This is a genomic window from Dysgonomonas sp. Marseille-P4361 (assembly GCF_900343125.1).
Classification (GTDB): Bacteria; Bacteroidota; Bacteroidia; order Bacteroidales; family Dysgonomonadaceae; genus Dysgonomonas.
The window spans coordinates 295,440-320,958 of the sequence record NZ_OPYL01000004.1 but is presented as its reverse complement, the minus strand read 5'-3'; the positions used below and the strand labels follow the sequence as shown (position 1 = coordinate 320,958).

Here is a 25,519-nt window from a genome sequence, read left to right as displayed (position 1 = left end):
TATATTGCCTCATTAACAATGTAAATTTCTGAAAAATATTTAGAATAAAAAAGGGTGTTTATATTTGTTTTTTTCGTTTGATCAATATCTGATTTAGATTCAATCACTTAGGCGTTTTTTTTGTGTTTACATGTCTGCTTCTCTTGTAAATGGTTGTTTATGAGTCTCTTGTTGGTGTTTTATTGGGGTCTGATTCTTGCTGTTTAATTGTTTAAAACAGCATAAAGGGTATCTCTGATACCCTCTTACGTATAATGTATTATTTTTATATTATTTAGAATAAATCTAAATAACCTGATTTTTAGAAGACTTTTACGTTAATATAACGTGAAGGATTTTCTTTGATGTCTTTAAGCAAAGAAGAGGCATTTCCTATAGTGTTATTTATACTGTCATAAAGGTGACGATCATTTAATAATAAACCTATAGAATTGTCTTTAGCATTTATTTTGTTAGATAAAGATTCTAAGTTCTTAATTGTTGAATCAATGGATTGGAATGTGGCAGCAATATCCATTTGGTTGATTTTATTTGATACACCGGATAAATCACCAGACATTTTATTAAGGTTGCTAGATATTACAGGTAGATCTTTGTTTAATCCCTGCATCATTTGATTCAGCTGCTTTGTGGATTTAGCCAAGTCTCCTGTGATTTGGTTGATGTCTGTTAGCGATTGGCTTAATGCAGGACTGTTTGTTAATGTTTGTAGTCCGGTTAAAATTGAATCAATCTTGGGTAATAAAACTTCAAATTTAGGAACGATGTTGTCTGCTGCATCAAGCATTCCTTTCTTGCGTATTCCTTTGATCGTGTCCGAAGTAGTGTAATATTCTTTTGTATAAGGATTTGTTTCTAGAAGAATAGCTGCTGATCCTAACATTGAGACATCTAGCGACACCTTGCTGCCTTTAGGAAGTTTTACTCCTTTGTCCATGTTGACATAAGCTATAACCTGATTCTGATTGTTAGGGTCAAGTTGCATAGAAGAAACTAAACCTACTTGAAACCCGTTGAGAGTAACAGGGCTTGACTGTGTTAATCCGCTCACATCATCAAAGACGACCATGTATAGGTTGGAAGATTTAAATAAATTAAATCCTTTGAGAAAGCTTATGCCATAATATAGGATGAACATAGCAAGGATGAATGCTATACCAATTTTTACTTCTTTCGAAATTTTACTCATGATTATATCGTTTATTTTTTAATTGAAGAAATTTATTTTATGCGTTCTCCATTTTTGAATTTTAAAACGAAGGCATCTTTAAACTTCTTCCTTACTTGTTTTTGTAATCTAAGACTTTCGTTGATGTCTGTTGTAGAACCGTATGTGTATTTGTAAGTTTTCCCTTCTTTATAATAGCTGACAGGAGATAGACCTTTGAATTGAGACGAGTTTTTAGGAAGCACTTTGTCTGAAACTAAAAACTGAACTCTGTATTCTGTTTTGTCCTTATCAACTGTTTTTTTCGATGTTACTATATCTTCTTTTTTTTCTTTTATTGCAGGAGTAGTTGATACTATAATTTCTTCTTCTATTTCTTCTTCGGTTATATTAAAGTCAAAATCGTCAACTTGCGTGTTTTGTGCATAATTTGTCTTTCCTTGTCGTTTGTCAAATTCGCGTTTGTAATTTCTAAAACCAGTATAGATTGCCGAACCCATTTTTTGTTGTCCAGATTTGGTGCTTAAAAATTTAGCTTCGGTAGGATTGTTGATAAAGCCCAGTTCGATAAGTACGCTAGGCATACTGGTTTGTCTGAGCACAAGAAACCCTGCTTGACGGACTCCTCTGTCTACACGTTTAGCATGATTTTTAAACCCTTTTTGAATAAGTCCTGCAAAATTTAAACTCTGCTCCATATATTTATTAGTCATGAATTCGAATATAATATATGATTCGGGTGAGTTAGGGTCAAATCCTTGGTATTTTTTAGAGTAGTCATCTTCGAGCAAGATAACCGAGTTTTCTCTTTTTGCAACCTCTAAGTTTTCTGCACTACGGGCAAGTCCTAATATATAGGTGTCGGCTCCTGAAACATTGGTTGACTTAGCTGCAGTAGAGTTGGTGTGTATAGATATAAATAGATTTGCTTTGGCTTTGTTTGCTATTGCTGCTCTTTTGTTCAGGTCTACAAATACATCACTTTTTCGGGTGTAAATAACTTTTACGTCTTTGTGATTTTTTTCGATTAGTTCTCCAAGAACTTTAGCTACACCCAGATTTATGTCTTTTTCTTTATAGTTGCCTCTGACGGCGCCTCCATCGCGTCCGCCATGACCAGCGTCGATGACCACAACGAATTTAGGCTCGTTTGCGAATGTAAATCCGCAAAGGGTAAATAGACAAATAAGAAAAATAATAAATCTTTTCATTCGGTAGCCTCTTGTTATATTAAGCTTTGGATATTACCTCATTTTTTAGCTCTTTCCCCTCAAAAAAATCTTTGATGTTATCCATTGTCGTATGGGCAATATTGGACATTGCCTCCTGAGTGAAAAAAGCTTGGTGCGAAGTTACAATAACATTGTTGAAAGACAAAAGACGAGCTAAAACATCGTCGGTCATTATACTGTCTGAATGATCTTCGTAGAAGTACGCACCCTCTTCTTCATATACATCTAGTCCGGCATAACCTACTTTCCCGCTTAGAAGTCCTTCTATCAGATGTTTTGTGTGGATTAGTTTTCCTCTACCTGTATTGATAATCATGACGCCATCTTTCATTTTGCTGATTGATTGGTCGCTGATGATATATTCTGTTTCTTTAGTCAACGGGCAGTGTAATGTAATGATGTCGGATTTTGCATAAAGTTCATCTAGCGAAGCATATTTTACTCCTGTTGCTTCAGCCCATTTAGTATCCGGGTATAAATCGTATGCGATGACATTCATGCCTAAGCCAAGAAAAAGACCGGTCGCAATTTTACCTATCTTTCCTGTGCCTATTACACCAATAGTTTTGCCATACATGTCAAATCCTTGAAAGCCTATCAGCGAAAAGTTGCTGTCGCGTGTACGAAGAAAAGCTCGATGGATCTTTCTGTTAAGGCATAACATAAGAGCTAGGGTGTGTTCGGCAATAGCATGAGGAGAGTAATCAGGAACTCTGACAACTTTAATTCCAGCCTTTGTCGCCGCAGCAATATCTACATTGTTAAAGCCTGCACAACGTAATGCGATCAGTTTAACTCCGTATGAATGTAGCTTTTCTATAACATCAGAATCTACTTTTGCATTTACGAAAATACAAACAGCATCTGAGTTACTAGCCAAAAGCACATTGTTCTTGTCTAGGTGTTCCTTATGATACACTAGCTCAAAACCATAACTCTCATTCGTTTTATCAAAAGTAGCTATGTCATATGGCTTGGCGTCAAATACTGCTATTCTGTATGCCATTGTTCCAAACTTAAATTTACAATAAACCTTTATACCAATCACAAAAGTAAATAAAATAACGATTATACTCAAACCTATGTTCGTTAGTTTTTTTGATATGTAGAGCATTAACTATCTTTTATGATATTCTTATATTGATTTTTATATAGGGCGAATAATTCTAGAAAAGTGTACTTTAGCTATATGGAAAGCTTTTGTCTGTTGCTCTATTTATTTTGTTATAAAATAGTTATAGGGGCGTTTTTGTCGAAAAGTTTTATATTTTTGTGCAAGAATAAAAATTACATCCAAAAAATGAAAACAAAAATATTAGCTATTTTCTTACTTTTAGCAGTGTCTCTTCCTGTTTTTTGTACACCTCCTGAAGGAGATGATAAAGTTGTTTTGTCATATTTAGACTTAAATGATACTACTGTAGAGTTTGTTGCTTTTGACATTCACAGTATGATCCTTCGTAAGAAGAAGGGATACCTATGGCCGGCGGTGAAGGTGGCATTTTTTAAAGATAAAGATGAGCTGAAGTTTGTTGTTACGGCTATTGATAACTCTTGGAGTAATATGTTTGTGCCGGACGAAACTCCTCGAGGTTACTTCACTGTAAATGGTAGATTGTTTGTTGTTGCAACAAAAGGAGAAGACTTTCCTGAATTTAGCAAGATTTTTAGTTTGGATGAATCTGTACCGGAAAAAACATTCTATAAAGCAGACAATACCGTAAAGCCAATAGCTAAAAACCCTGTATGGACATATTTGCATAGAGGAGAAGAGATGGCAACAGTATTAGATTCTGTGCATATTGAGAATCTAGGTAGATAAAACTTTATAAACTAATAGAATAAAGAAAAGAGCTCAGCGGAAACTGAGCTCTTTTTATGTGTGTAAAAGTTTAATTTACTTTGTTGTCAAAAGGTTAGTTCATATTTGGTGTCCTGTTTATTAGTGTACCATTTTGATATGCTATATCTGCTAAATTGTTTGATAATAAAAAAGCCTGCATATAATTATGCAGGCTTTTCTTATTTAGGGAATATTTATATTAATATCCTCTGATTGCTTTGATTCCTGGAAGAACTTTTCCTTCGATGAATTCAAGTAATGCTCCACCACCAGTAGAAACATAAGATACCTGATCAGCTAAACCAAACTTGTTAACAGCAGCAACAGAGTCGCCACCACCTACAAGAGAGAATGCACCGGCTTTAGTAGTAGCAGCAACAGCTTCAGCAGTTACTTTTGTGCCGTTAGCGAAGTTGTCGAATTCGAATACGCCAACAGGACCATTCCAAAGGATAGTTTTAGAAGCCATTAGTACATCAGCAATCTCTTTCTCTCCTTTAGGACCTACGTCAAGACCCATCCATCCTGAAGGGATTTGGTCTGCATCTACAAATTTAGCATTAGCATCATTACTGAATGCATCTGCAATTTTAGCATCGCTTGCGATAACGATGTTCACACCGTTAGCTTTTGCTTTCGCTACAATTTCGTTTGCAAGCTCTAGTTTGTCATCTTCTACAAGTGAGTTACCTATTTGACCACCTGCAGCCTTGATGAATGTAAATGCCATACCTCCACCGATAACAAGGTTGTTTACTTTGTCAAGTAAGTTTTCGATGATATCGATTTTTGACGATACTTTTGCACCACCGATAATAGCAGTGAACGGACGAGCTGTATCTTTCATCACTTTTTCTACAGCGTCGATTTCTCTTTGCATCAAGTAACCGAACATTTTGTGCTCAGCATCGAAGTAGTCAGCTATAAGAGCAGTAGAAGCATGTGCGCGGTGAGCAGTACCGAAAGCGTCGTTTACATATACATCAGCATAAGAAGCCAGAGTTTTTGTAAATTCTTTTTGGCTTTCTTTTATAGCTTTTTTAGCAGCAGCTTTGTCTTCGTCTGTTGCATCTTCTGCAAGACCACGAGGTTTGCCTTCTTCTTCAGCATAGTAGCGAAGGTTTTCTAATAATAGAGCTTCTCCTGGTTGAAGAGCAGCAGCTTTGATACCTGCTTCTTCGCCAACACAGTCGCTTGCAAATTGTACATCTACTCCTAGAAGTTTAGATACATGAGCAAGGATATGTTTTAATGAATATTTTTCTTCTACTCCTTTAGGACGTCCTAGGTGAGATGCTATGATCGGGCTACCACCGTCAGTAATGATTTTCTTCAATGTCGGCATTGCAGCACGGATACGTGTGTCGTCAGTGATGTTGAACTGAGCATCAAGCGGAACGTTGAAGTCTACTCTGACGAAAACTTTTTTTCCTGAAAAATTGAATTTGTCAATTGTAATCATGATTGTTTCTAATTAAATATATAATTTATTATTGTTGATTATCAGTATATTATTTGTATAGGGCTTCTGTGGAAAGAAGCGATACAAATATACAAAATTAAGTCAGAGATTTTTAACTAATAGATATCTAAAATATAAAAAATAAAGAACGGGTATGCCTTTCCTCTATTTTGTAATCTATGGTTTGCAAATTGAGGTGCAGAATAAAGAGGATGTGACTGAAGCAGTAACTTTTATTTATCTCCTTTCAACATGTCTTTGTAGTAATAGCACTTTGTGTCTACATGATATATGTAGCGTCCGTTTTCTATTGACTGTTCCACAAAATCGTCATTGACGCTGTAGCCTATAGTTTCAGATATGATGTTGATCAGATTCTGAGCACTTATGCTTTGCATTTCAGGATCGTAATATTTTTCGAATATCTCTTTTGCCACAATTTCTTTTGCAGCATCATTCATGATACAGATCAATGGGACAGAGAACTGACTGAGGGTCTCATCTGCTGTTATATTGTTTACAAAACCATGTCCTTTTCCTATAACCTCTCCGTGATCTGAATAGTAGAAAAGAGCAGCAGGTACAGAGTCGTTCATAACAATGTCAGATGTCCTTTTTAGTAATCTGTCTACATGATGTATGGTTTGTATATATTGAGTTTCCTGATCTTTGCCTGGGAATCGTTCGACGTCGATGCTGTCGCCGCCTAGCCAATAAGGCATATGGCTGCTCATCGTATGAAGGAAAAATACTTGTTTTTTATCTTCTTCTATTAGTGGTTCCATCGCATCTAGTAGAACAAAATCTTCTGTAGGATCTATTTCGAAGCGCGAGTAATCTGCTTGGGATGCAATCATGGCTATATAAGTGTCATATGAACCACCCTTGTATTGATTCGATATCCAGAATGTTTCATAATCCTTGTCTTTTGTAAGCTCGATAATATTCTTGTATTTATAAAAATCGTCCAATTGTAGAGGTGACGCATAGGTCAGCGTTAGACGAATGGCTTCTCTTGTCAGGGCAGCCGGACTAAGGGAATTGTAGTAAATAAAGTTTTCGCTATTATGCAGCTTCAGACTGTCTAAGAAAGGGGTTGTCTTTTGATGATAACCATATAACGAAAAATACGTTGAAGAAGAGCTTTCCCCAATAATTATATATGCTTTTTCTAGTCGTGGTTTCTTGTTGTCTTCTGTTACTCCATTAGGTAAAGTCCTTGTGGTCTCTTCATACTGTTTATATCCCATTTTTTCTATGTAGTACGAACCAAGATCGGGTAAAACATAATAGATAATAGGGCATCGTTCTTTTGCTAATTGGCTGGTAGGTGCAAACTTATTTTGGTCAAACTCAGAATAAAGTTTCATGTCTGAGTATATAGAAAAAAGAAAACTAGATACGAGAATAATGAAATATGCAGCGAGTAGTAATAATGATCGTTTTATGCCGAGATTTACTTCTTTCAGTTCCTTTTTTGAGAAGAATAACAAAGTGAAATTTACTATGAAAATAATTAACCAGACTGAAAATAAAGCTTTTGACATGCCTGTAGCTTCAGTGGGGTTTGTTTCCAGTATAGAAGCTAGTATGCCAAATAGAATGTTGTCTCTGTAGTAAAATGCGAAGAAAGTATCAATAGTACAAGCTATTGTAAGTAAAAGGAATAGTGCAAAGGAATACTTCAGTTTAGAGAGAATATTTAATATCAGAAAAACAGAAAGAACATTCAAAAGGACAAATACTGAGAGTAGATTTGCGTCCTTGAAAAATAAGGCGACATAAAAGAAAATGAATGTAAGGATGATGAAAATATATTTCTTAGCTGACGATAATGCCTTTTTTAATGTGTCCATTTGTAAGTTCTTATATGTATCTATAAATATGGGGCAAAGGTACTCATATTTTTTACGGAGATATTACTCATTGAAAATAAAACTAGTTAGATTGTTCTAACTATATAAGAAAGAATGAATCTTTTCTGTTTTAATATCGTATAATTATTGTTAAAAAATAAGATAGATTCTCTATCTCTTTCGTAAATTGTAAAGAAAAAAATATGGATAAACTACTTGAAGAAATAAAAAAGGATGTCAACTATTTCGTAGAATTAAGACATCAGTTGCATGAAAATCCCGAAGTTGGATTTGAGGAAGTTAAGACAAGTCAATTGGTTGCAAAGCTTCTTAAGAAGTGGGGGTATGATGTTTACAAGGGATTGGCAAAGACTGGTATTGTGGCAACCCTTAAAAGTGGGGATGGTAGCAAAGTATTGGGAATACGTGCTGATATGGATGCCTTGCCAATGGAAGAGAAGTCGGGGAAAGCATGGTGTAGCAAAACGGCAAATAGATTTCATGGTTGCGGACATGATGGGCATACGGCTACATTGCTATGCGCAGCAAAATATCTATCCGAAACAAAAGCTTTCGATGGAACACTGCACCTGATTTTTCAACCCGCAGAGGAATTGTTGTATGGCGGGCGAGTGATGCTCGACGATGGACTGTTTGCGAAGTTTCCTTGTGATGCCATTTTTGCTTTGCATAATATGCCAGGTTTTAAAACCGGACATTTTATTTTTAAAGAAGGTGAAATGATGGCTTCTTCTGATACAATTCATATCGAAGTTGTTGGGAAAGGTGCGCATGGAGCTATGCCCGAAATGGGAATTGATGCAACTCTTGTAGCTTGTTATATTGCTACAGCATTGCAGTCAATCGTTTCTCGCAATGTGTCTCCGCTCAGACCTGCTGTAATAACAATAGGGTCTATTAAAGCTGGAGATGCCCCCAATATCATAAACGAACGGGCGTTAATGAAGCTAACTGTTCGCTGCATGGATAATCAGACGAGAGAGTTAGTCTTGCAAAGAATCCGGGAAATAGCAGAAATGCAAGCCAAAAGCTTCAATGCCAGTGTAAATGTTGAGCATGTAAATGCCAGCCCGGTATTGATAAATGGAAAAGAAGCTACGGTATATGCTCGAAGTCTAGCGGTAGAAATGTTTGGTGAAGATAAAGTCCATACTTTGCAAGAAGGAACTATGGGAAGTGAAGATTTTGCTTTTATGCTCGAAGCAAATCCTAATGGCTGTTATTTTATGATAGGAGGAGGGGATGAACCCGGAATAGCACCTCCTCATAATCCGGCTTATGATTTTAATGATGAAATAATACCTGTAGGAGCAGCTTTTTGGGTGAAACTGACAGAGTCTTATTTGAAATAAGTACAGAGATAGATCCGAAATATAAACTCATTCAGGACTTATACTTCTGAATGAGTTCTAAGATATGAAATTGAAATTTAGGTTTTGATTTCATTCTTTTATGTATTATTCATTTAAGTCGGTGTAAAGCGCATTTATCCTTAATTTTTTTTAACTCTGAATAATCGCTTTTCATATTTAACATTTCTATTTTTGTGCTGCTTACTAAACCTTGAAAAAGAAACAATAAAAATATAAATACTTAATAAAATAAATATGGCTCAAGTTGATATTCGAGAACTGACCGAGAAAATACAGAGCAAAAGCTCTTTTGTTGAGGCGCTCACAATGGGTATGGATCAAGTGATTGTAGGACAGAAACACCTTGTCGAATCATTGTTGATAAGTTTGCTGGCTGACGGACATATTCTTCTTGAAGGGGTTCCTGGACTTGCAAAAACACTGGCTATTAAGTCGTTGGCTTTACTTATTGATGCTAAATATAGCCGTATCCAGTTTACTCCTGACTTATTGCCTGCCGACGTTATTGGTACCATGATTTATAGTCAAAAGACAGAGGAATTCTTCGTTAAGCATGGTCCTGTTTTTTCGAACTTCGTGTTAGCAGATGAGATTAACCGTGCTCCGGCAAAAGTACAAAGTGCTTTACTGGAGGCGATGCAAGAACGTCAGGTTACAATCGGAGAACAAACTTACAAGTTGCCTTCGCCTTTTTTGGTAATGGCTACTCAAAACCCGATTGAGCAAGAAGGAACTTACCCGCTTCCTGAAGCACAAGTTGACCGTTTTATGCTGAAAGTGGTAATCAACTATCCTAAGAAAGAAGAGGAAAAGTTGATCTTAAGAAATAACCTGAATGGAAACTATGGTGATCTGACTCCAGTGATGAAAGCGGATGAGATAATTGGAGCTCGCAATGTAGTGAAGGAAGTTTATCTGGATGAGAAAATAGAGAAATATATCGTTGATATTGTTTTTGCAACTCGTTTCCCTGAAGAGAACGGATTGAATTCACTGAAAGGAATGATCGGTTTCGGGGCATCACCTCGTGCTTCTATAAGTTTGGCTTTAGCTGCGCGTGCTTATGCATTTATCAAGCGTAGAGGCTATGTTATCCCTGAAGATATCCGTGCTGTATGCCACGACGTGTTACGTCACCGTATTGGCTTAACGTATGAGGCAGAAGCAAACAATACAACTTCTGACGAAATTATCAGCGAAATACTTAACAAAATAGAAGTTCCATAAATAATAGCCTTTAGCCAATAGCTTGGGGCTCTTGGCTTTTTCTATTAACGATCAAACAGGCTATTAGCTGACTGCTAATGGCTAACAGCTGTAAAATTATGGAAACAAGCGAATTATTAAAAAAAGTACGTCAGATTGAGATAAAGACTCGTGGTCTCTCGGCAAATATCTTTGCTGGGCAGTATCATTCTGCCTTTAAGGGGCGGGGAATGGCTTTTTCCGAAGTGCGAGAGTATCAGTATGGAGATGATATTCGTGACATTGATTGGAATGTGACCGCTCGCTACAATAAGCCTTTTATCAAAGTGTTTGAAGAAGAGCGAGAGCTGACAGTTATGCTTCTTGTCGATGTATCGGCCAGTCAGGATTTTGGTACGCGCAATTCGATGAAACGTGATGTCGTAACAGAAATGGCTGCTACCTTGGCATTCTCGGCGATACATAACAACGACAAAATCGGAGTAATTTTCTTTTCAGATAAAATAGAAAAATTTATTCCGCCCAAAAAAGGGAAAAAACATATTCTTTACATCATTCGAGAACTGATCAACTTCGAACCCGAAAGCCCTAAGACAGATGTCGGCATGGCTTTGAAATATCTCACCAATGTTATAAAGAAGCGTTGTACTACGTTTATGATATCTGACTTTATCGATATTTCCGATTACTACAATGCACTGACGATAGCCAATCGTAAGCACGATATTGTAGCATTGCAGGTTTATGATAATTTGGAGACTCAACTACCAAGTGTAGGGTTGATGAAGGTGCTTGATGCTGAAACCGGAGCAGAGCGTTGGATCGATACTTCTTCACGCAGGCTTCGCGAGAGCTACAAGGATTGGTGGCAAGATCAACAAGATCGTATGCAACGAACTTTCAATCGAAGTAAGGTTGATAGTGTATCGGTGCGAACAGATGAAGATTATGTAAAAGCCTTGATGGCATTATTCAAGAAGAGAAGTATTAAATAAAAAGAAGAATAGGCTAGAGGTAAATTTCGAAGCCGAAGATAGAAATAAAACGTTGACTGATAACTGTTAACTGAAACAATATGTTGAAAATAAAAAACATACTATTGCTTGGTCTACTCTGTTTTTTGAGTCTTTCGCTTTTTGCGCAGAGACCAACAGTAAGGGCTACAATACAACCCTCCGATATACTGATAGGAGAGCAAGCAATTATTGATATAGAAGTCATTTCTCCCAAAGGACGGAATATAATGTTTCCCATCTATGCTGATACACTGATTACCGGTATAGAAGTATTACATATGCTGCCTCCCGATACGGTGATGACTGAGGTGATGACTATTCATCAGCAATATGTGGTCACATCATTCGACTCTACATTGTATCACATTCCTCATATGATGGTTGTCGTTGATCAAGATACCCTTAAGACAAATGACTTTGGTCTGAAAGTATCTTCTCCTCAATTGTCAGATACAACGTTGGCATATCTGGAAAAACTGAAAAATAACGAGACAGACTCGATTGATTTCCAAAAATTAGGAATTTCAGATATAAAACCCATTCAGAAGCCGGAATTCGTTTGGCAAGATTATATGGAACTTATCTATATTTCTTTGCTGATAATACTTCTGCTTGCTTTGATAGGTTTGGCTGTTTATTTCTTCCTGAGGAAAAAGAAGAAAGGTTATTTCTTTACTCCTAAGGTAGTGCTTCCTCCACATGTGGTAGCTCTCAAAGAACTTGATAAGTTAAAAGCCTCTAAGCTATGGCAGAAAGGGATGGAGAAAGAATATTATACCGAGCTGACAGATATTCTTCGAGATTATATCGATCATCGTTTCAATATAGATGCACCGGAAATGGTGTCGGAAGACATTATAGCAGCAGTGCATCTGGCTACAGATACAAGATCGGCTACCGATGGGCTGGCACAGATTCTAAAGCTTGCCGATTTGGTGAAGTTTGCAAAATATACACCATTTGCTGACGAGAATGACTTGAGTTTAGTGAATGCTTACTTGTTTGTAAATCAGACGAAGAAAGAAGAACGTCTTTCGTTAGAAGAACAAAAAGAAGGAGTGTCTACAATAAGCAGTGAGGTAAAAGAAAATAATCAAGAGGTGAAAACCTCTGATAGTAATCAACAACAAAGCTAAAAGATATATAAACAATGGAAATAGTATACGCTAATCCTGCCTATTTATTCCTTCTCCTTTTATTAATACCGCTTATAGGGTGGTATATATATAAATTGAGAAAAATGCAGGCTACGTTTAAAATGTCTTCGAGCTTTGCATTCGAAAAAGCTCCTTCATCCATCAGGGTTTACATGCGTCACCTGCCCTTTGCGTTGAGGATAATTGCTTTAGCTTTATTAATCATCGTTTTGGCTCGTCCTCAGAGTGTGAATACATCAGATACTTCAAACTCGGAAGGGATCGATATTGTGATGGCTCTTGACGTATCCAGTACAATGTTGGCACAAGACTTTTCACCTACCCGCCTTGAAGCATCAAAGAAGGTGGCTGCTGAATTTATCAATGACAGACCGAATGATAGAATTGGTTTGGTGATCTTCGGAAGCGAAAGTTTTACGCAATGTCCGTTAACTACAGACCATCGTATTCTGTTAAATCTACTGAATGAAGTGAAATTCGGACTGATAGAAGATGGTACAGCCATTGGTTTAGGTCTGGCAAATGCAGTGAACAGATTGAAAGACAGTAAATCTAAATCACGAGTTGTGATTCTGCTTACCGATGGATCTAACAATTCGGGACAGATCGCACCTCTTACGGCAGCAGAGTTGGCAGCCTCGTACAACATTCGCGTATATACGATAGGGGTGGGGTCGAGAGGTAATTCAACAGCCAGTATCATGACTCCTTACGGTATGCAGTCGGTGACTGTATCAGGAGAGTTTGACGAACGAACATTGACCGAAATAGCTTCTATTACGCAAGGAACCTATTTCCGTGCAACGGATAATACCAGCTTGATGGAGATTTATGATGAGATTGACCAAATGGAAAAATCTCACATTAGTGTGAATACTGTAACAAGACGTAAGGAACTCTACATGCCTTTTGCTTTATTAGCTTTGGCTCTTGTTGGTTTTGAGTTGATTTTACGTCGCACATGGTTGAGAAATATTCCGTAACTATAAAAGAGAAGTTTGAATTATGAGTGTATTTAAATTTGCAAATCCTGAATATTTATATTTATTCTTTGCCATACCTGTTTTCATAATAGGCTTTATCTTTTTGAATATAAGAAAACGGAAAAGTGTAGAGAAATTAGGAACATTGGCCTTAGTGAAGAAAATGATGCCTGAACTTTCTCTGAAAAGAACGTATTTGAAATTTTGGATCGTATTGGTTGCTATAGGTTTTGGTATAATTGTGTTGGCTCGTCCTCAATTCGGAACAAAACTAGAAAAATTAGATAAAAAAGGAATTGAATTAGTTATTGCTATCGACGTATCCAACTCGATGCTGGCAGAAGATATAAGACCAAGCCGCTTAACCAAAGCAAAACAGATGTTGACACGTATCATCGACGAACGCAGGGATGATAAAGTTGCTATCGTTGTCTTTGCAGGTGAAGCTTATATCCAGTTACCATTGACTCCGGACAATCAGTCTGCAAAATTATTCTTGGAAACAATCAATCCGGATTTGGTTCCGGTACAAGGTACAGCCATAGGTAGTGCTATCGATATCAGTATGACTTGTTTTTCTAACGATTCGGAGATAGATAAGGCCATTGTATTGATTACAGATGGTGAAAGCCACGAAGGTGATGCCGAGCAAGCAGCCATGCGCGCTGCCGAACAAGGAGTACACGTTAATGTTGTTGGTGTAGGTACAGCCGAAGGAACGGTTATACCATTGGTTCCGGGTTCTAATCAGGTGAAACGAGATACGCAAGGACAACCTGTAGTATCTAAATTGAACGAAGAAATGTGTCGTCAGATAGCAAAAGCCGGACAAGGTTTGTATGCGCATGCCGACAATTCAAATAGTGCATTGAAAAGCTTACAAGCAGAATTAGAAAAATTGGAAAAGAAAGAAATAGAAGGAGTTGCCTACTCCGACTATGATGAGAAATTCCAGATATTTGCTTGGATTATGTTCATCTTGCTTTTCTTGGAAATCTGTATATTCGAAAAGAAGAATAGAATATTCAGAAATATCAGACTGTTTAAATAATGTGTTTTAAAGAAATGAAGAAAACAATATTTATCATATTATTTGCATTTGTAGCGGTTAGTCTTTCAGCTCAAAAAGAGGTGCGTAAAGCTATTCGTAAGGGAAATAAGGCTTACAACGAACAGTTATTTGCTACAGCCGAATCGGAATATAGTAATGCAAAAGAAGGAAATGCAAATTCGAAAGAAGCAGCTTTTAACTTAGCTAACACATACTATAAACAACAAAAATGGGATGAGGCTTTGGCGGAATACCAACATTATCTGAAATTGGAAAGTGAAGATCCGGTTAAGATTAGTTCCGCTTGGAGCAATATGGGAAACACCTTCTTGAAGAAAAAAGCAAATGAAAAAGCATCCAATGCCCAAATGATGCAACAAGGTCAGGAAGGAACACAAGCAAAGCAGGAAGATAATCTTAAATTATCGATGGAAGCATATAAAAATGCGTTAAGATTTAATCCAACAGATGAGGATACGCGTTATAATCTTGCAGTAGTGCAAAAAATGATAAAAGATCAGGAAGATAAGAAGCAGGATCAGGATCAAGACCAGAAACAAGATCAAAAGAAAGATCAGCAACAAGATCAAAAGCAAGATCCGAAACAAGACCCTAAGCAGGATCCAAAACAAGATCCTAAGCAAAATCAGCAAGATCAACAAAATCAGATGTCGCAAGATAATATACAGCAAATTTTGCAGGCTTTAGAGCAAGATGAAAAGGAAACACAGGAACGTGTAAGACAAGCACAGGCTAAAGAACGTAAACAAAAGAACGAGCAAAATCGTAAACAAAATAAAGACTGGTAGAGTATGATCTATAGAGGTAATAGTTTTGGCAGGCAACGAATATTCGTGTTGTTCATGTTGCTATTCCCTATTATGTCTGTAACTCTGGCTCAGAGTGTGAAGATTTCGATAAAAGCACCCGAGTCGGTTATGACAGGGGAGCAGTTTCGAGTAGATTATATAATCGAGAGCGACACAGCAGTTGAGGAACCTGTTATTTTAAAGAATATAGAAGGGTTTAAGATCCTTTATGGTCCTTCTGTTTCTAATTCTGCAGCAACTACCTTCAATAAAGGAAAACGAGAAACAGTCTATCGCTCTTCGTCCACGTATTATCTGGAGGCCGAAAAAGCGGGGAAATATACAATTCCTAAGGTTGAGATCAAAATAGGAGGTAAGAAATACAAGTCGGAAAATCATAAGATAGAAGTACGATCGGTTGAAGTAATGACCGAAGATATAGATGCTTTTATAAAAACAATAGTATCCAAATCTGTAGTTTTGCCTTCCGATACCTTGACGCTAACCTACAGACTCTATACAACAAGAGACATTGATCGTATACGAAACTCAGAATTTCCTCCGGTTAGGGATTTCTATTATGACAACATAACGCCTCGTCGCCAGCATTTCGAGGAAGAAGAGATCAAAGGGCGTATCTATAAAGTTGTAGATGTGCGTGTCTTAATTCTTCAACCTAAAAAGGAGGGAGCGTTTGTAATCCCTGAAGGTACAGTATCGGTAGAATATCTTACACCTACGGGTAAAAAGATACGGGATATTTGGGGAGATATATATGAAGAGACAATAAGGACAGTAAAAGAATTGAAAGTAGATGCTGTCAATATTAATGTTTTTGAATATAAAGCAATTTAATAGCTATATGTGAATACAAACAAAGTTGTTAAATTTGTAGCCGCAAGAAAATTATAAATAACGAAACAAAATAGAATTAATAAAGGGTAATGAAGAAGTATTGGTTTTTATTAATATTATTACTCATTAGTGTATCTCGTCTTTTGGCAAGTGATGTAACATTTGTCATCAAAGCTCCTAACTCAACAGTGAAAGGGGCTCAGATTCAGGTACAATATATTTTGAAAGGTGGAGACGGAAAGATTGAAACACCTACAATTCCGGCTGATATTCCCGGATTTGATGAGCTTTTTGGACCATCTGTTTCTCAAATGTATAGTTCTTCTACCGTAAATGGTAAAACTGTATCGGAAAGCAATGTTACTTTTACATGGGTTCTAATAGCAAAAGAGGAAGGAACATTTACACTGCCGGCTGCAACAGTTAGAATTGATGGGAAAAACTATAAATCGAATACAGCTCAAATAAAAGTTTTACCTCCTGACAAGAATGCTCAGAGTCAACAACCTGGTCAACAACCACAGTCGACATCTACAACGTCTACTGCAGGCAAGGTAAGCGATGATGATGCATTCATACGGGCAATCTTCTCAAAGACGAAAGTAAAAGAGCAAGAAGTTGCTGTTGTTACTTTTAGGTTTTATACAGTGTTGAATATCAGGGAGGTAGGTAAGATTCAATTCCCTGAGTTTGAGGGTTTTATGATAGAGGATTTTGAGATGTCACCTAACCGTCAATGGAATATGGAACATTACAAAGGTCGTAATTATTACTATATTGACGTGAAAAAAACCTTGCTCTTCCCTCAACGGGCAGGTAAGATGACAATCCCTTCGGGTACAATGGAAATCGTCTTCGAGGTAAGTACGGGGCGTAAAGTACGTGATTTCTTTGGTACACGCGAGGTGATGACAGAAGCAAAAAAAGTGCTGCGGACAACTCCTGCAACAATAGATGTCACACCATTGCCAGTTGAAGGGAAGCCATCAAGCTTTTCGGGGGGAGTCGGTAGCTTTACCTTTACACCTTCTATATCGGCAAATAAAGTACAGGCAAATGATGCTGTAACTATTAAACTTGAGATTGCCGGAGCAGGAAATATGAAACTGATCAAAAATCCGGAAATCAAGTTCCCTAAAGATTTTGAAACATACGATCCTCAGGTAAACAATGATTTTTCGATTACAGAGAATGGGTTGTCGGGAAAGAAGACAATAGAATATATGTTTATTCCTCGTTATCCGGGAGAATATACTATTCCTCCTATAGAGTTTTCTTACTTTGACACAAGATCGAATTCTTATAAGACAGTATCTTCTCCTGAATATACATTAGAGGTGGATAAAGACCCTAATGCCGGTAAGAATGTCTCTACAAGTTATGCAAACCAACGAGAGATAGAAGCTGAACAGGATATTCGTTATCTGAAGACTGACGATTTTACATATAAGAATCTCCAAAGCTTCACTTTCGGAGCATTAACATACTGGTTGTGGTATATTATACCTTTATTGCTGTTGATCGTATTCAGTATCATCTATCGTAAGCAGATCAAGGCAAATGCAGATATTGCGTTGATGAGAACGAAGAAAGCTAATAAGGTTGCTACTAAGCGTCTTAAACTGGCTAAGAAATATTTGCAAACTCAAAATCGAGATGGCTTCTATGAAGAAATGCTACGCGCAATATGGGGATACCTGAGCGATAAACTAACAATACCTGTGGCAAATCTGAATAGGGAGAATATAGAGGCCGAACTTACCAAATATGGAGTAGGTGAAGAACTGATAGGTCAGTTTATGAATATTCTTGATACTGGTGAATTTGCTCGATATGCACCATCAGCATCAGGAGATATGGATAAGTTATATAGCGATACGGTAGATGCCATTGGTAAAATGGAAAGTACAATCAAAATAATTAACAAGTAAAAAGAACAAGGTACGATGAAACGACTATTATTATCTTGCCTATTTATATTCACAATATTTCAATATAGTGTAGCACAGGATTCAATTCCTGTTTTACAGCAAGACTCTATTGCGATAACAGATAATACCTCTACTGCAGACAGTAAAAAGTCTGTTAATGCAGATGCTATAGCAGCTTACAATGATGGGAATTTCAGAAAAGCAATAGAAATACTTGAAGCAGAAAAAAAAGTAAAATTGGCTGAAGGAGTAGAATCTCCCGAATTGTATTATAATCTGGGGAATGCCTATTTTAGAGTGAATGATTTGGCCGAGGCTCGTCTGAACTACGAAAAAGCATTGTTGCTCAATCCCGGTGATAGAGATACACGTCATAATATAGAGTATCTAAAGACTAAAATAGAGGATAAAATTCTGGTTGCAGATAAATTCTTCCTGACTATCTGGTTTAATAGTGTACAAAACATAATGAGTTCGAATGCATGGGCTGTAGTCGGTATTTCATTATTCCTCGTATTGATAGCCTGCTTATCTGCTTTCTTTTTCAGTCGTTCTATTCTTCTTAAGAAAATAGCTTTCTATGTAGGAATAGTATCGGTTGTTATCGTTATATTTGCCAATATTTTCGCATTTAGGCAGAAGAAAAAGATTGAATATCGCGATACTGCAATAATCATGACAGGTTCGGCTTCTATAATGGGTTCTCCTGATATCAACAGCAAAGAGTTGTTTATTCTACATGCCGGGACGAAAGTATACATAACAAAAGAAGATCGAAATTGGCTCGAAATCGAAATAGACAACGGTAGTGTCGGTTGGATACAGCGAGACAAGATCGAGGTTATATAAAGAAAAAATAGGAAAAACGCATGCAAACTAGCCTTGTTGAAAAGATCCTGCCATACGAAAGGGATCTTTTTCTTTGGTTGAATGACCATCATACAGCTTATTGGGACACATTTATGTCATTGTATAGTGGTAAGTTGGTCTGGTTACCCTTAGCAATAGCAGGTCTTATAATCTATACTTATAAAATAAAATGGCGGGAGGCATTGCTGGTCCTTTTATGTGCAGTATTAGTAGGTATGCTTTGCGACTTTTTCTCAGCTCAAGTAATTAAACCTTTTTTTGAACGGCTCAGACCAACTCACCATCCTGATTTCCAGGATCTGGTTCAGATTGTAAATGGTCGTAGAGGAGGACGCTATGGATTTATCTCAAATCATGCTGCAAATGGTTTTGGTGTTGTAGCTTTTGCCTCATTATTGTTCCGGTATAAGTATTTTACATGGACCATGATTCTTTGGGCTACTATAACAGCTTATTCTCGCATATATCTGGGTGTACACTTTATTTCAGATGTAGTAGGAGGTGCGATTTGGGGAACCCTGTCAGGAGTGTTAGTCTATTATATATATTTAACCTCGCGTCGCCTAATCTTAAAAGTTCCTAAAGATGAATTGAAAGTCCCTGTGTTCGGAGTAGATAGGGCTAAGGCATTAATGATCGTTATTTATTTAACAATACTGGGTATAGCTATCTATAGTGCATTCTTTGATATTCCTTCCTAAAAAACATTGTTTTTAAGAAAAGATTTTTATAACTTTAGAACAGTTTGCTAATCTAAGTACCATTTAAAACTAATAGCATATGACTAAAGTTATCACATTCTCGGAACTTCGTAGGATTAAAGACAGTTTACCTGATGGAAGCGTTCGCCTAATAGCAGAAAAATTGCAGGTGCCAATTGAAACAGTTTGGAACTATTTTGGTGGTTATAGTTATGAAAAAGGGCAAAGCTGTGGAGTGCATATAGAACCGGGCCCTGATGGTGGTTATGTCTCGTTGGATGATACCACAATTTTAGATATGGCTATGGAGATGCTTGAACCGAAGGAGGTCTGAAAACGTTTAATAGAGAGATGGATGCCACAAGTGTTCATCTCTTTTTAGAATAATAAGAAAATCACAATTAATAATAGAGCTATGGAAGATAAATTAGTGACACTTGCCATTCATACGAATGAAAAGGCTCAGATACTGAAGTCTGTTTTAGAGGGAGAAAATATAGAGGTTCATATTAATGATGTTGACTTGAATAATCCGGTTTCAGCGGGTGTTCGTATACGTATCAAAGAATCAGATCTTCCTAAAGCATTGAGTGTTGTAGAAAATAGGCATTTATTTAGTTACGACGAAGAAGAAACTTACAGAACCGATGATGGGCGAAAACGTATTCTTGTCCCTGTCGATTTCTCAGAATATTCCTTAACGGCATGTCAGTTTGCATTTAATCAGGCAAGAGACCTGAATGCAAAAGTAAAGATATTGCACGTTTATTTCAATCCATATTACCCAACAGCTTTGCCAATGGCTGAGGCTTTTGCCTATCAGGGAAAAGAAGAAAAAGAATTCCAAAATATAATAGAGAAAGTAAGAGAGAATATTCAAAAGTTATGCAATATAATTGATGAAAAAGTATCAGCAGGAGAATTCCCTCCTGTAAATTATTCATATGTGTTGAAAGAAGGACTTCCTGAGGAAGAGATTGTAACTTTTACAAAAGAATACAAGCCGGCTTTGATTGTAATGGGTACAAGAGGAAAGGATCAGAAAGATGCAGACCTTATTGGTAGTGTAACGGCTGAAGTGATAGAGATGACTCATGTACCTCTTATTGCAATTCCGGAGAATACTCCATTTAGAGACTTGAAGGCTGTAAAACATATTGCTTTCCTTACAAACTTTAGTCAACGAGATCTAATCTCTTTTGATGTAATGATAAAGTTGTTGGAGCCTTATAAGGATATTAAAATATCATTAACTCATATTTCGGTAAAGAAAAGTGATAGATGGGATGAAATCAAACTAGCTGGTATTAAGACTTACTTCTCTAACCAATATCCGCATTTGAATATCGATTATGAGCTAATCGATACGAACGATATGTTGAAGAGTCTGGATGAATACATCAAAGATGCTGGAATAGAAATCTTGGCATTGACAACAAGTAAGCGAAATATATTTGCCCGTATGTTTAGTCCTAGCATTTCGCGAAAGATGCTTTTTCATTCCGATACGCCTTTACTTGTGCTTAGAGGATAAAATTTTCACTTAAAATAGAATGATATTAAAACCATTTATCTTTTTCAAAAGGTAAATGGTTTTATTCTTTTATGACGAAATAAAATTATTTGTCCCGTTGATAACATTACTTAAACATAAAGTAATTTTATTATTTATAGCAAATAGGTTTTGTATCTTTGTAAAAAATATCAATAAATAAGAACAAATGAAAAAAACAGTATTAATTGCTATGACCGGAATATCTATGTTTTTTGCAGGATGTACTGGAGGGCAGAAAGGAGCATCAGGTAAAAATATAGCTGACATGGCTCCGACCGACTTTAAGTATGAAGTTGATGAATTTGCCGATCTTCAGATATTACGCTACTATGTACCAGGGTTTAAGAACTTGTCTTTACAACAAAAAGAATTAGTGTATTATCTTTCGATGGCAGCACTAGAAGGACGAGATATCTTATTTGATCAGAACAATAAATACAATCTGGCTATTCGTCGTACACTAGAGGCTATATATACAAATTATAAAGGAGATAAAAACACGGAAGACTATAAGGCTTTTGAAGTGTATTTGAAACGTGTATGGTTTTCGAGTGGAATACATCACCATTATAGTCAAGATAAATTTCTTCCTCAATTTTCTCAGCAGTTTTTTGTCGATCAAGTAAAAGCATTACCAGTCGAGCTTGTACCAGTAAAGGAAGGTCAGACTGTAGATGAATTCATAACAATGATTACTCCGGTAATGTTTGATCCGGCTGTAATGGCAAAAAAGATAACTCAGTCAGGTCAAGACCTGATTGTAGCATCAGCCAATAATTATTATGGAGAAGGAGTCACTCAGAAAGATGTTGTCGATTTTTACAATGCAATGAAAGACACAACAGATCTTACTCCAATATCCTATGGACTTAATAGCCGATTGGTAAAAGAGAACGGGAAGTTAGTAGAAAAGGTTTGGAAAGTAGGAGGGTTGTATTCTCCTGCAATAGAAAGAGTGGTGTCATGGCTCGAAAAAGCAGAAAAAGTTGCAGAGAATGACAAACAAAGAGATGTAATAACTAAGCTTGTTTCATATTATAAGTCGGGCGATCTAAAAGAATTTGATGCTTATGCAGTCGCTTGGGTTACAGATTTAGGTTCTCAAGTAGATTTTGTAAATGGTTTTACAGAAGTGTATGGAGACCCTCTAGGGATAAAAGCAAGCTGGGAGTCTGTCGTTAACTTCAAAAATGAGGAAGCTACCAAGCGTGCCGAAATTATTAGCAATAATGCACAATGGTTCGAAGATCGTTCGCCAATAGATAAGAAATTTAGAAAAGAAGAGGTGAAGGGTGTTTCGGCTAAAGTAATAACAGTAGCTCAATTAGGAGGAGACTGTTATCCGGCTACTCCGATAGGAATAAACTTACCTAATGCAGATTGGATTCGTCGAGATCATGGTTCTAAATCGGTAACGATAGAAAATATAATGGAGGCATATGATGCAGCAGGAGCTCATACAGGTTTTAATGATGAGTTTATCTGGTCTGATGTGGAAATCAGTTCTATCAAGAAATATGGATTCATAACAGATGTATTGCATACCGACTTACACGAGTGTTTAGGGCATGGTTCCGGTAAATTGTTACCGGGAGTTGATCCGAATGCTTTAGGAGAACATAGTTCTACTATAGAGGAAACACGTGCCGATTTGTTCGGACTATATTTTATAGCAGATTCCAAACTGCTAGAACTAGGAATTATTCCTGATGCAGAAGCTTATAAAGCAGAATACTATCGATTTATGATGAACGGTCTGATGACTCAACTGGTAAGGATAGAACCGGGTAAAGAAGTAGAAGAATCACATATGCGCAATCGTCAATTGATAGCAAAATGGGTGTTCGAAAAAGGTCAGGCAGAGAAAGTTGTAGAGTTGAAGGAGAGAGATGGTAAAACATTTGTCGTTATCAATGATTATACGAAATTACGTGATCTATTTGGTCAGTTATTGTCCGAAATTCAACGCATAAAATCGGAGGGGGATTTTGCTGCAGCTAAAAAGATTGTAGAAGATTATGCTGTTAAAGTTGATCCTAAATTGCATGCAGAGGTGCTAGAACGTTACAAAGGATTAAATATGAAACCATATAAAGGTTTTGTGAATCCGGTAATGGGAACTGTCTTAAATGATAGAGGTGAAATAGCGGATGTTGTTATTACTTATACCGAAGGTTATGCAGAGCAAATGATGAGATATGCAAGAGAGTATTCGTCTTTGCCTACATATAATGATTAACTCTGAGGTTTCTAAAAGTATATAAATAAATCCGGATAAACTTTTATCCGGATTTATTATTTTATATTTGTGATATTATTGAAGTCTAGAAATAATAATATAACGAATGAAATTAAAAGAAGAAAATAAATATAAATCGGTGCTGACAACCAGTTATGTTTTGGTAAATGGTTCGCCTGCCACCTTTGTGCTATATGATGAAGATGGAGACTGGCAAGTGTTTGGGGATGATGAGGTATCGGAAGACGAAGAGCCCTATGTTGTTTCAGTTGAAGAGATTTTAGAACTAGAACCTTCGCTTCGGAAATTACCGGATATGCAACCTGGACAAGCTGTTGCTCGGGATAAAAATAGTACTCGCTGGTTCTTTGTAGAAGACGAAGAGTAAAAGAAAATTGTAATAAAAAAGCCTGCATAAATCATGCAGGCTTTTCTTATCTAGGTAATGAAGATTATAACATCTTCGCTAATTTCTGAGGAATATAGAATGTGTCATTCTTATCAATGTATACAGTTACTGAGCCTAAGCTAACTTCCTTGCCATTTAGGTAAGCGACTGATTTGAAAGCCGGTACAGTTAAAGTGTTTTTGCCTTTCTTTACTTTGAGTACAGGGAAATCTTTTCCTTTCTCAATACTGTATTCTAATCCGTCAAATACTTCATTGTGTTTAGCAAATATTTCTTTAGTCATATCACTCAAAGATGTTTTCAGACCAAGAGCATCAAATAGATATTTGTTTATATCCATATTTGTGTTCATTCCTATTGGAAGAGTACCTTCCGGATGGTAAGCTGCAAGGAATACTTCTTCTCCGGTATGACCTCCAGTGGTAAATCCGAAATAAGTATGAGCATTCATAATCTTTACTATGCTTGATCCCATATTTACACTGTTACTCTTTTTCATATAGTCAGCCTCTTTGTAGTTCTTTGAGCTGAGAAGCAGTTCCATTTCTTCTTCAGAGATATCAATGTTTGTATATTCTTTAAAAATGCGTTTGAAGTCTTCAGGTTTAGATTTTAATAAAATTCTCTCCAATCCTTCTCCCGTTTTCTTGTATTGAGATACATTCTTGAAAAGCATTTCTAAAGAAGCTTTATCATAACTAGGTAAATCTCTGCGTCCGATAGTAAAGCCGCTGTTGCCGTGGTCAGGTAAAACAACAACTGTCGTTTCCCCATCTTTTTTAGCAAACTCTATAGCAGCGGCAACTGCTTTGTCAAAAGCTAGATATTCGGTGATACAACCTACAGCATCATTGCCATGAGCCGACCAGTCCACCTTACTTCCCTCCACCATTAAGAAGAAGCCATTTTCATTTTGAGAAAGTCTATCTATTGCCTTCTGAGTCATTTCGGCGATAGAAGGAATCGTTTCTGGATCTCTGTCAAGATCGTAAGGAAGCTCTCTATCTTGGAATAAAGCCCATACTTTTTCTTTTCCATTAAAGTCTCTGAATGCATGAATATCATTCTGCATTAAAACAGTATTCGTATTTTTGAAATGTTGTTTTATATCATCTGTTAAAATGGAATTTCCTCCTCCGAACATTACATCAAGATTCTGATATGCCATTTGTGAAGCAATGTATTCATATTTACCTCTTTGGTGATAGTGAGCCGAACAGTCTGCAGGCGTCGCATGAGGAAATTCGCATGTGACAACCAATCCTGTAGCTTTATTCTGTTGATATCTGGCTGCCTCTAGTATAGTAGCTAAAGGTTGATAAGCCATTGCTGGATCTACATAAACTAAATCTTTTTCCGGATCAGCTACCGGATAGATAGAGACATTCCCTGTTTGCTGAGGCATTCCGGTCATGTAAGCAGATGTGGTTGGAGCCGAATCACCAATAGGTGCATTTGACGAGAATGTTTTAACAGTTCCGCATAGATATGGATCTATAGCTAGATTTGTGCCTAATTTGTTGTATATCTGATACCATCGGGCGGCAGAAACAACACCTATAGACGTCCCATCAGGAATCATTACTATAAGGTTTTTAGTTGGTTTTACAGGAGTTCTGTATTGCTGTTGGGCATAGATAACAGATACAGAAATAAAAATGAGCAAAATGCTCAAATAGATTCTTTTCATGATTTGTGAGATTATTTAAGAGTTTAATGTCTCAAAGTTACAAAAATATATGAAATGTATCTATTAAGAGGAATATAGAATGGTGAAGAAAT

Annotated in this window: 21 protein-coding genes and 1 pseudogene; 16 read left to right on the top strand and 6 right to left on the bottom strand. The window is 36.8% G+C overall.

Features of this window, described 5'->3' with window-relative positions; all coding sequences use genetic code 11:
* Positions 1–301: 301 nt before the first annotated feature.
* Genes DHU68_RS10015 through DHU68_RS10005 form a run of 3 tightly spaced genes read right to left on the bottom strand, consistent with a single transcriptional unit; the run spans position 302 to position 3,406 of the window.
* Positions 302–1,189, bottom strand: coding sequence for an MlaD family protein (locus DHU68_RS10015; RefSeq protein WP_108822846.1), 888 nt, complete (start codon positions 1,187–1,189; stop codon positions 302–304).
* 32 nt (positions 1,190–1,221) lie between these two features.
* Positions 1,222–2,379, bottom strand: coding sequence for an N-acetylmuramoyl-L-alanine amidase (locus tag DHU68_RS10010; RefSeq protein WP_108822845.1), 1,158 nt, complete (start codon positions 2,377–2,379; stop codon positions 1,222–1,224).
* A gap of 19 nt (positions 2,380–2,398) precedes the next feature.
* Entirely contained in the window at positions 2,399–3,406 is a 1,008-nt protein-coding gene (locus DHU68_RS10005) for a 2-hydroxyacid dehydrogenase (protein ID WP_108822844.1), read from the bottom strand.
* 294 nt (positions 3,407–3,700) lie between these two features.
* On the opposite strand from DHU68_RS10005, the gene DHU68_RS10000 reads away from it, so the two are divergent.
* Positions 3,701–4,222 (top strand): hypothetical protein, encoded by a 522-nt coding sequence (locus DHU68_RS10000; protein ID WP_108822843.1) that lies wholly within the window; start codon positions 3,701–3,703, stop codon positions 4,220–4,222.
* Between the two features lie 220 nt (positions 4,223–4,442).
* On the opposite strand, the gene pgk is transcribed toward DHU68_RS10000, so the two are convergent.
* Both pgk and DHU68_RS09990 read right to left on the bottom strand, forming a co-directional pair.
* Entirely contained in the window at positions 4,443–5,705 is a 1,263-nt protein-coding gene (gene pgk / locus DHU68_RS09995; RefSeq protein ID WP_108822842.1) for a phosphoglycerate kinase, read from the bottom strand.
* A 233-nt stretch (positions 5,706–5,938) separates the two neighbouring features.
* Positions 5,939–7,561 (bottom strand): sulfatase-like hydrolase/transferase, encoded by a 1,623-nt coding sequence (locus DHU68_RS09990; RefSeq protein ID WP_108822841.1) that lies wholly within the window; start codon positions 7,559–7,561, stop codon positions 5,939–5,941.
* Between the two features lie 203 nt (positions 7,562–7,764).
* On the opposite strand from DHU68_RS09990, the gene DHU68_RS09985 reads away from it, so the two are divergent.
* The 15 genes and pseudogenes from DHU68_RS09985 (at position 7,765) to DHU68_RS09915 (ending at position 23,716) form a co-directional block, all read left to right on the top strand.
* A complete protein-coding gene (locus DHU68_RS09985) occupies positions 7,765–8,934 on the top strand; it encodes a M20 aminoacylase family protein (protein WP_108822840.1) in 1,170 nt (389 codons plus the stop codon).
* Positions 8,935–9,189: 255 nt separating this feature from the next.
* Positions 9,190–10,182, top strand: coding sequence for a MoxR family ATPase (locus DHU68_RS09980; RefSeq protein WP_108822839.1), 993 nt, complete (start codon positions 9,190–9,192; stop codon positions 10,180–10,182).
* Positions 10,183–10,280: 98 nt separating this feature from the next.
* Entirely contained in the window at positions 10,281–11,156 is an 876-nt protein-coding gene (locus DHU68_RS09975) for a DUF58 domain-containing protein (RefSeq protein ID WP_108822838.1), read from the top strand.
* Between the two features lie 80 nt (positions 11,157–11,236).
* Positions 11,237–12,313: a hypothetical protein gene (locus DHU68_RS09970; RefSeq protein ID WP_108822837.1), complete on the top strand. Its 1,077-nt coding sequence runs from the start codon at positions 11,237–11,239 to the stop codon at positions 12,311–12,313.
* A gap of 20 nt (positions 12,314–12,333) precedes the next feature.
* Positions 12,334–13,317: a VWA domain-containing protein gene (locus DHU68_RS09965; protein ID WP_108822892.1), complete on the top strand. Its 984-nt coding sequence runs from the start codon at positions 12,334–12,336 to the stop codon at positions 13,315–13,317.
* A 22-nt stretch (positions 13,318–13,339) separates the two neighbouring features.
* Positions 13,340–14,368, top strand: a complete 1,029-nt coding sequence (locus DHU68_RS09960; RefSeq protein ID WP_108822836.1) for a VWA domain-containing protein — start codon at positions 13,340–13,342, stop codon at positions 14,366–14,368.
* Positions 14,368–14,634, top strand: a pseudogene (locus DHU68_RS14455) (tetratricopeptide repeat protein); the annotation flags it as partial. The gene DHU68_RS09960 and the pseudogene DHU68_RS14455, both read left to right, overlap by 1 nt.
* 546 nt (positions 14,635–15,180) lie before the next feature.
* Complete coding sequence (locus DHU68_RS09950) at positions 15,181–16,032, top strand: BatD family protein (protein ID WP_108822835.1); 852 nt, start codon at positions 15,181–15,183, stop codon at positions 16,030–16,032.
* Between the two features lie 89 nt (positions 16,033–16,121).
* Positions 16,122–17,963 (top strand): BatD family protein, encoded by a 1,842-nt coding sequence (locus DHU68_RS09945; protein WP_108822834.1) that lies wholly within the window; start codon positions 16,122–16,124, stop codon positions 17,961–17,963.
* A 15-nt stretch (positions 17,964–17,978) separates the two neighbouring features.
* Positions 17,979–18,812, top strand: coding sequence for a tetratricopeptide repeat protein (locus DHU68_RS09940; protein WP_108822833.1), 834 nt, complete (start codon positions 17,979–17,981; stop codon positions 18,810–18,812).
* Positions 18,813–18,832: 20 nt separating this feature from the next.
* Complete coding sequence (locus DHU68_RS09935) at positions 18,833–19,534, top strand: phosphatase PAP2 family protein (protein WP_108822832.1); 702 nt, start codon at positions 18,833–18,835, stop codon at positions 19,532–19,534.
* A gap of 79 nt (positions 19,535–19,613) precedes the next feature.
* Positions 19,614–19,868: a DNA-binding protein gene (locus DHU68_RS09930; protein ID WP_108822831.1), complete on the top strand. Its 255-nt coding sequence runs from the start codon at positions 19,614–19,616 to the stop codon at positions 19,866–19,868.
* A gap of 81 nt (positions 19,869–19,949) precedes the next feature.
* The gene (locus DHU68_RS09925; protein ID WP_108822830.1) at positions 19,950–21,068 is read left to right on the top strand and encodes a universal stress protein; all 1,119 of its coding nucleotides are present in this window, start codon (positions 19,950–19,952) and stop codon (positions 21,066–21,068) included.
* 187 nt (positions 21,069–21,255) lie between these two features.
* A complete protein-coding gene (locus DHU68_RS09920) occupies positions 21,256–23,328 on the top strand; it encodes a dihydrofolate reductase (protein ID WP_108822829.1) in 2,073 nt (690 codons plus the stop codon).
* A gap of 106 nt (positions 23,329–23,434) precedes the next feature.
* Positions 23,435–23,716: a hypothetical protein gene (locus tag DHU68_RS09915; RefSeq protein ID WP_108822828.1), complete on the top strand. Its 282-nt coding sequence runs from the start codon at positions 23,435–23,437 to the stop codon at positions 23,714–23,716.
* A 64-nt stretch (positions 23,717–23,780) separates the two neighbouring features.
* Here DHU68_RS09915 and DHU68_RS09910 read toward each other — a convergent pair whose 3' ends face one another.
* Positions 23,781–25,427, bottom strand: a complete 1,647-nt coding sequence (locus tag DHU68_RS09910; protein WP_108822827.1) for an alkaline phosphatase — start codon at positions 25,425–25,427, stop codon at positions 23,781–23,783.
* Positions 25,428–25,519 lie beyond the last annotated feature (92 nt).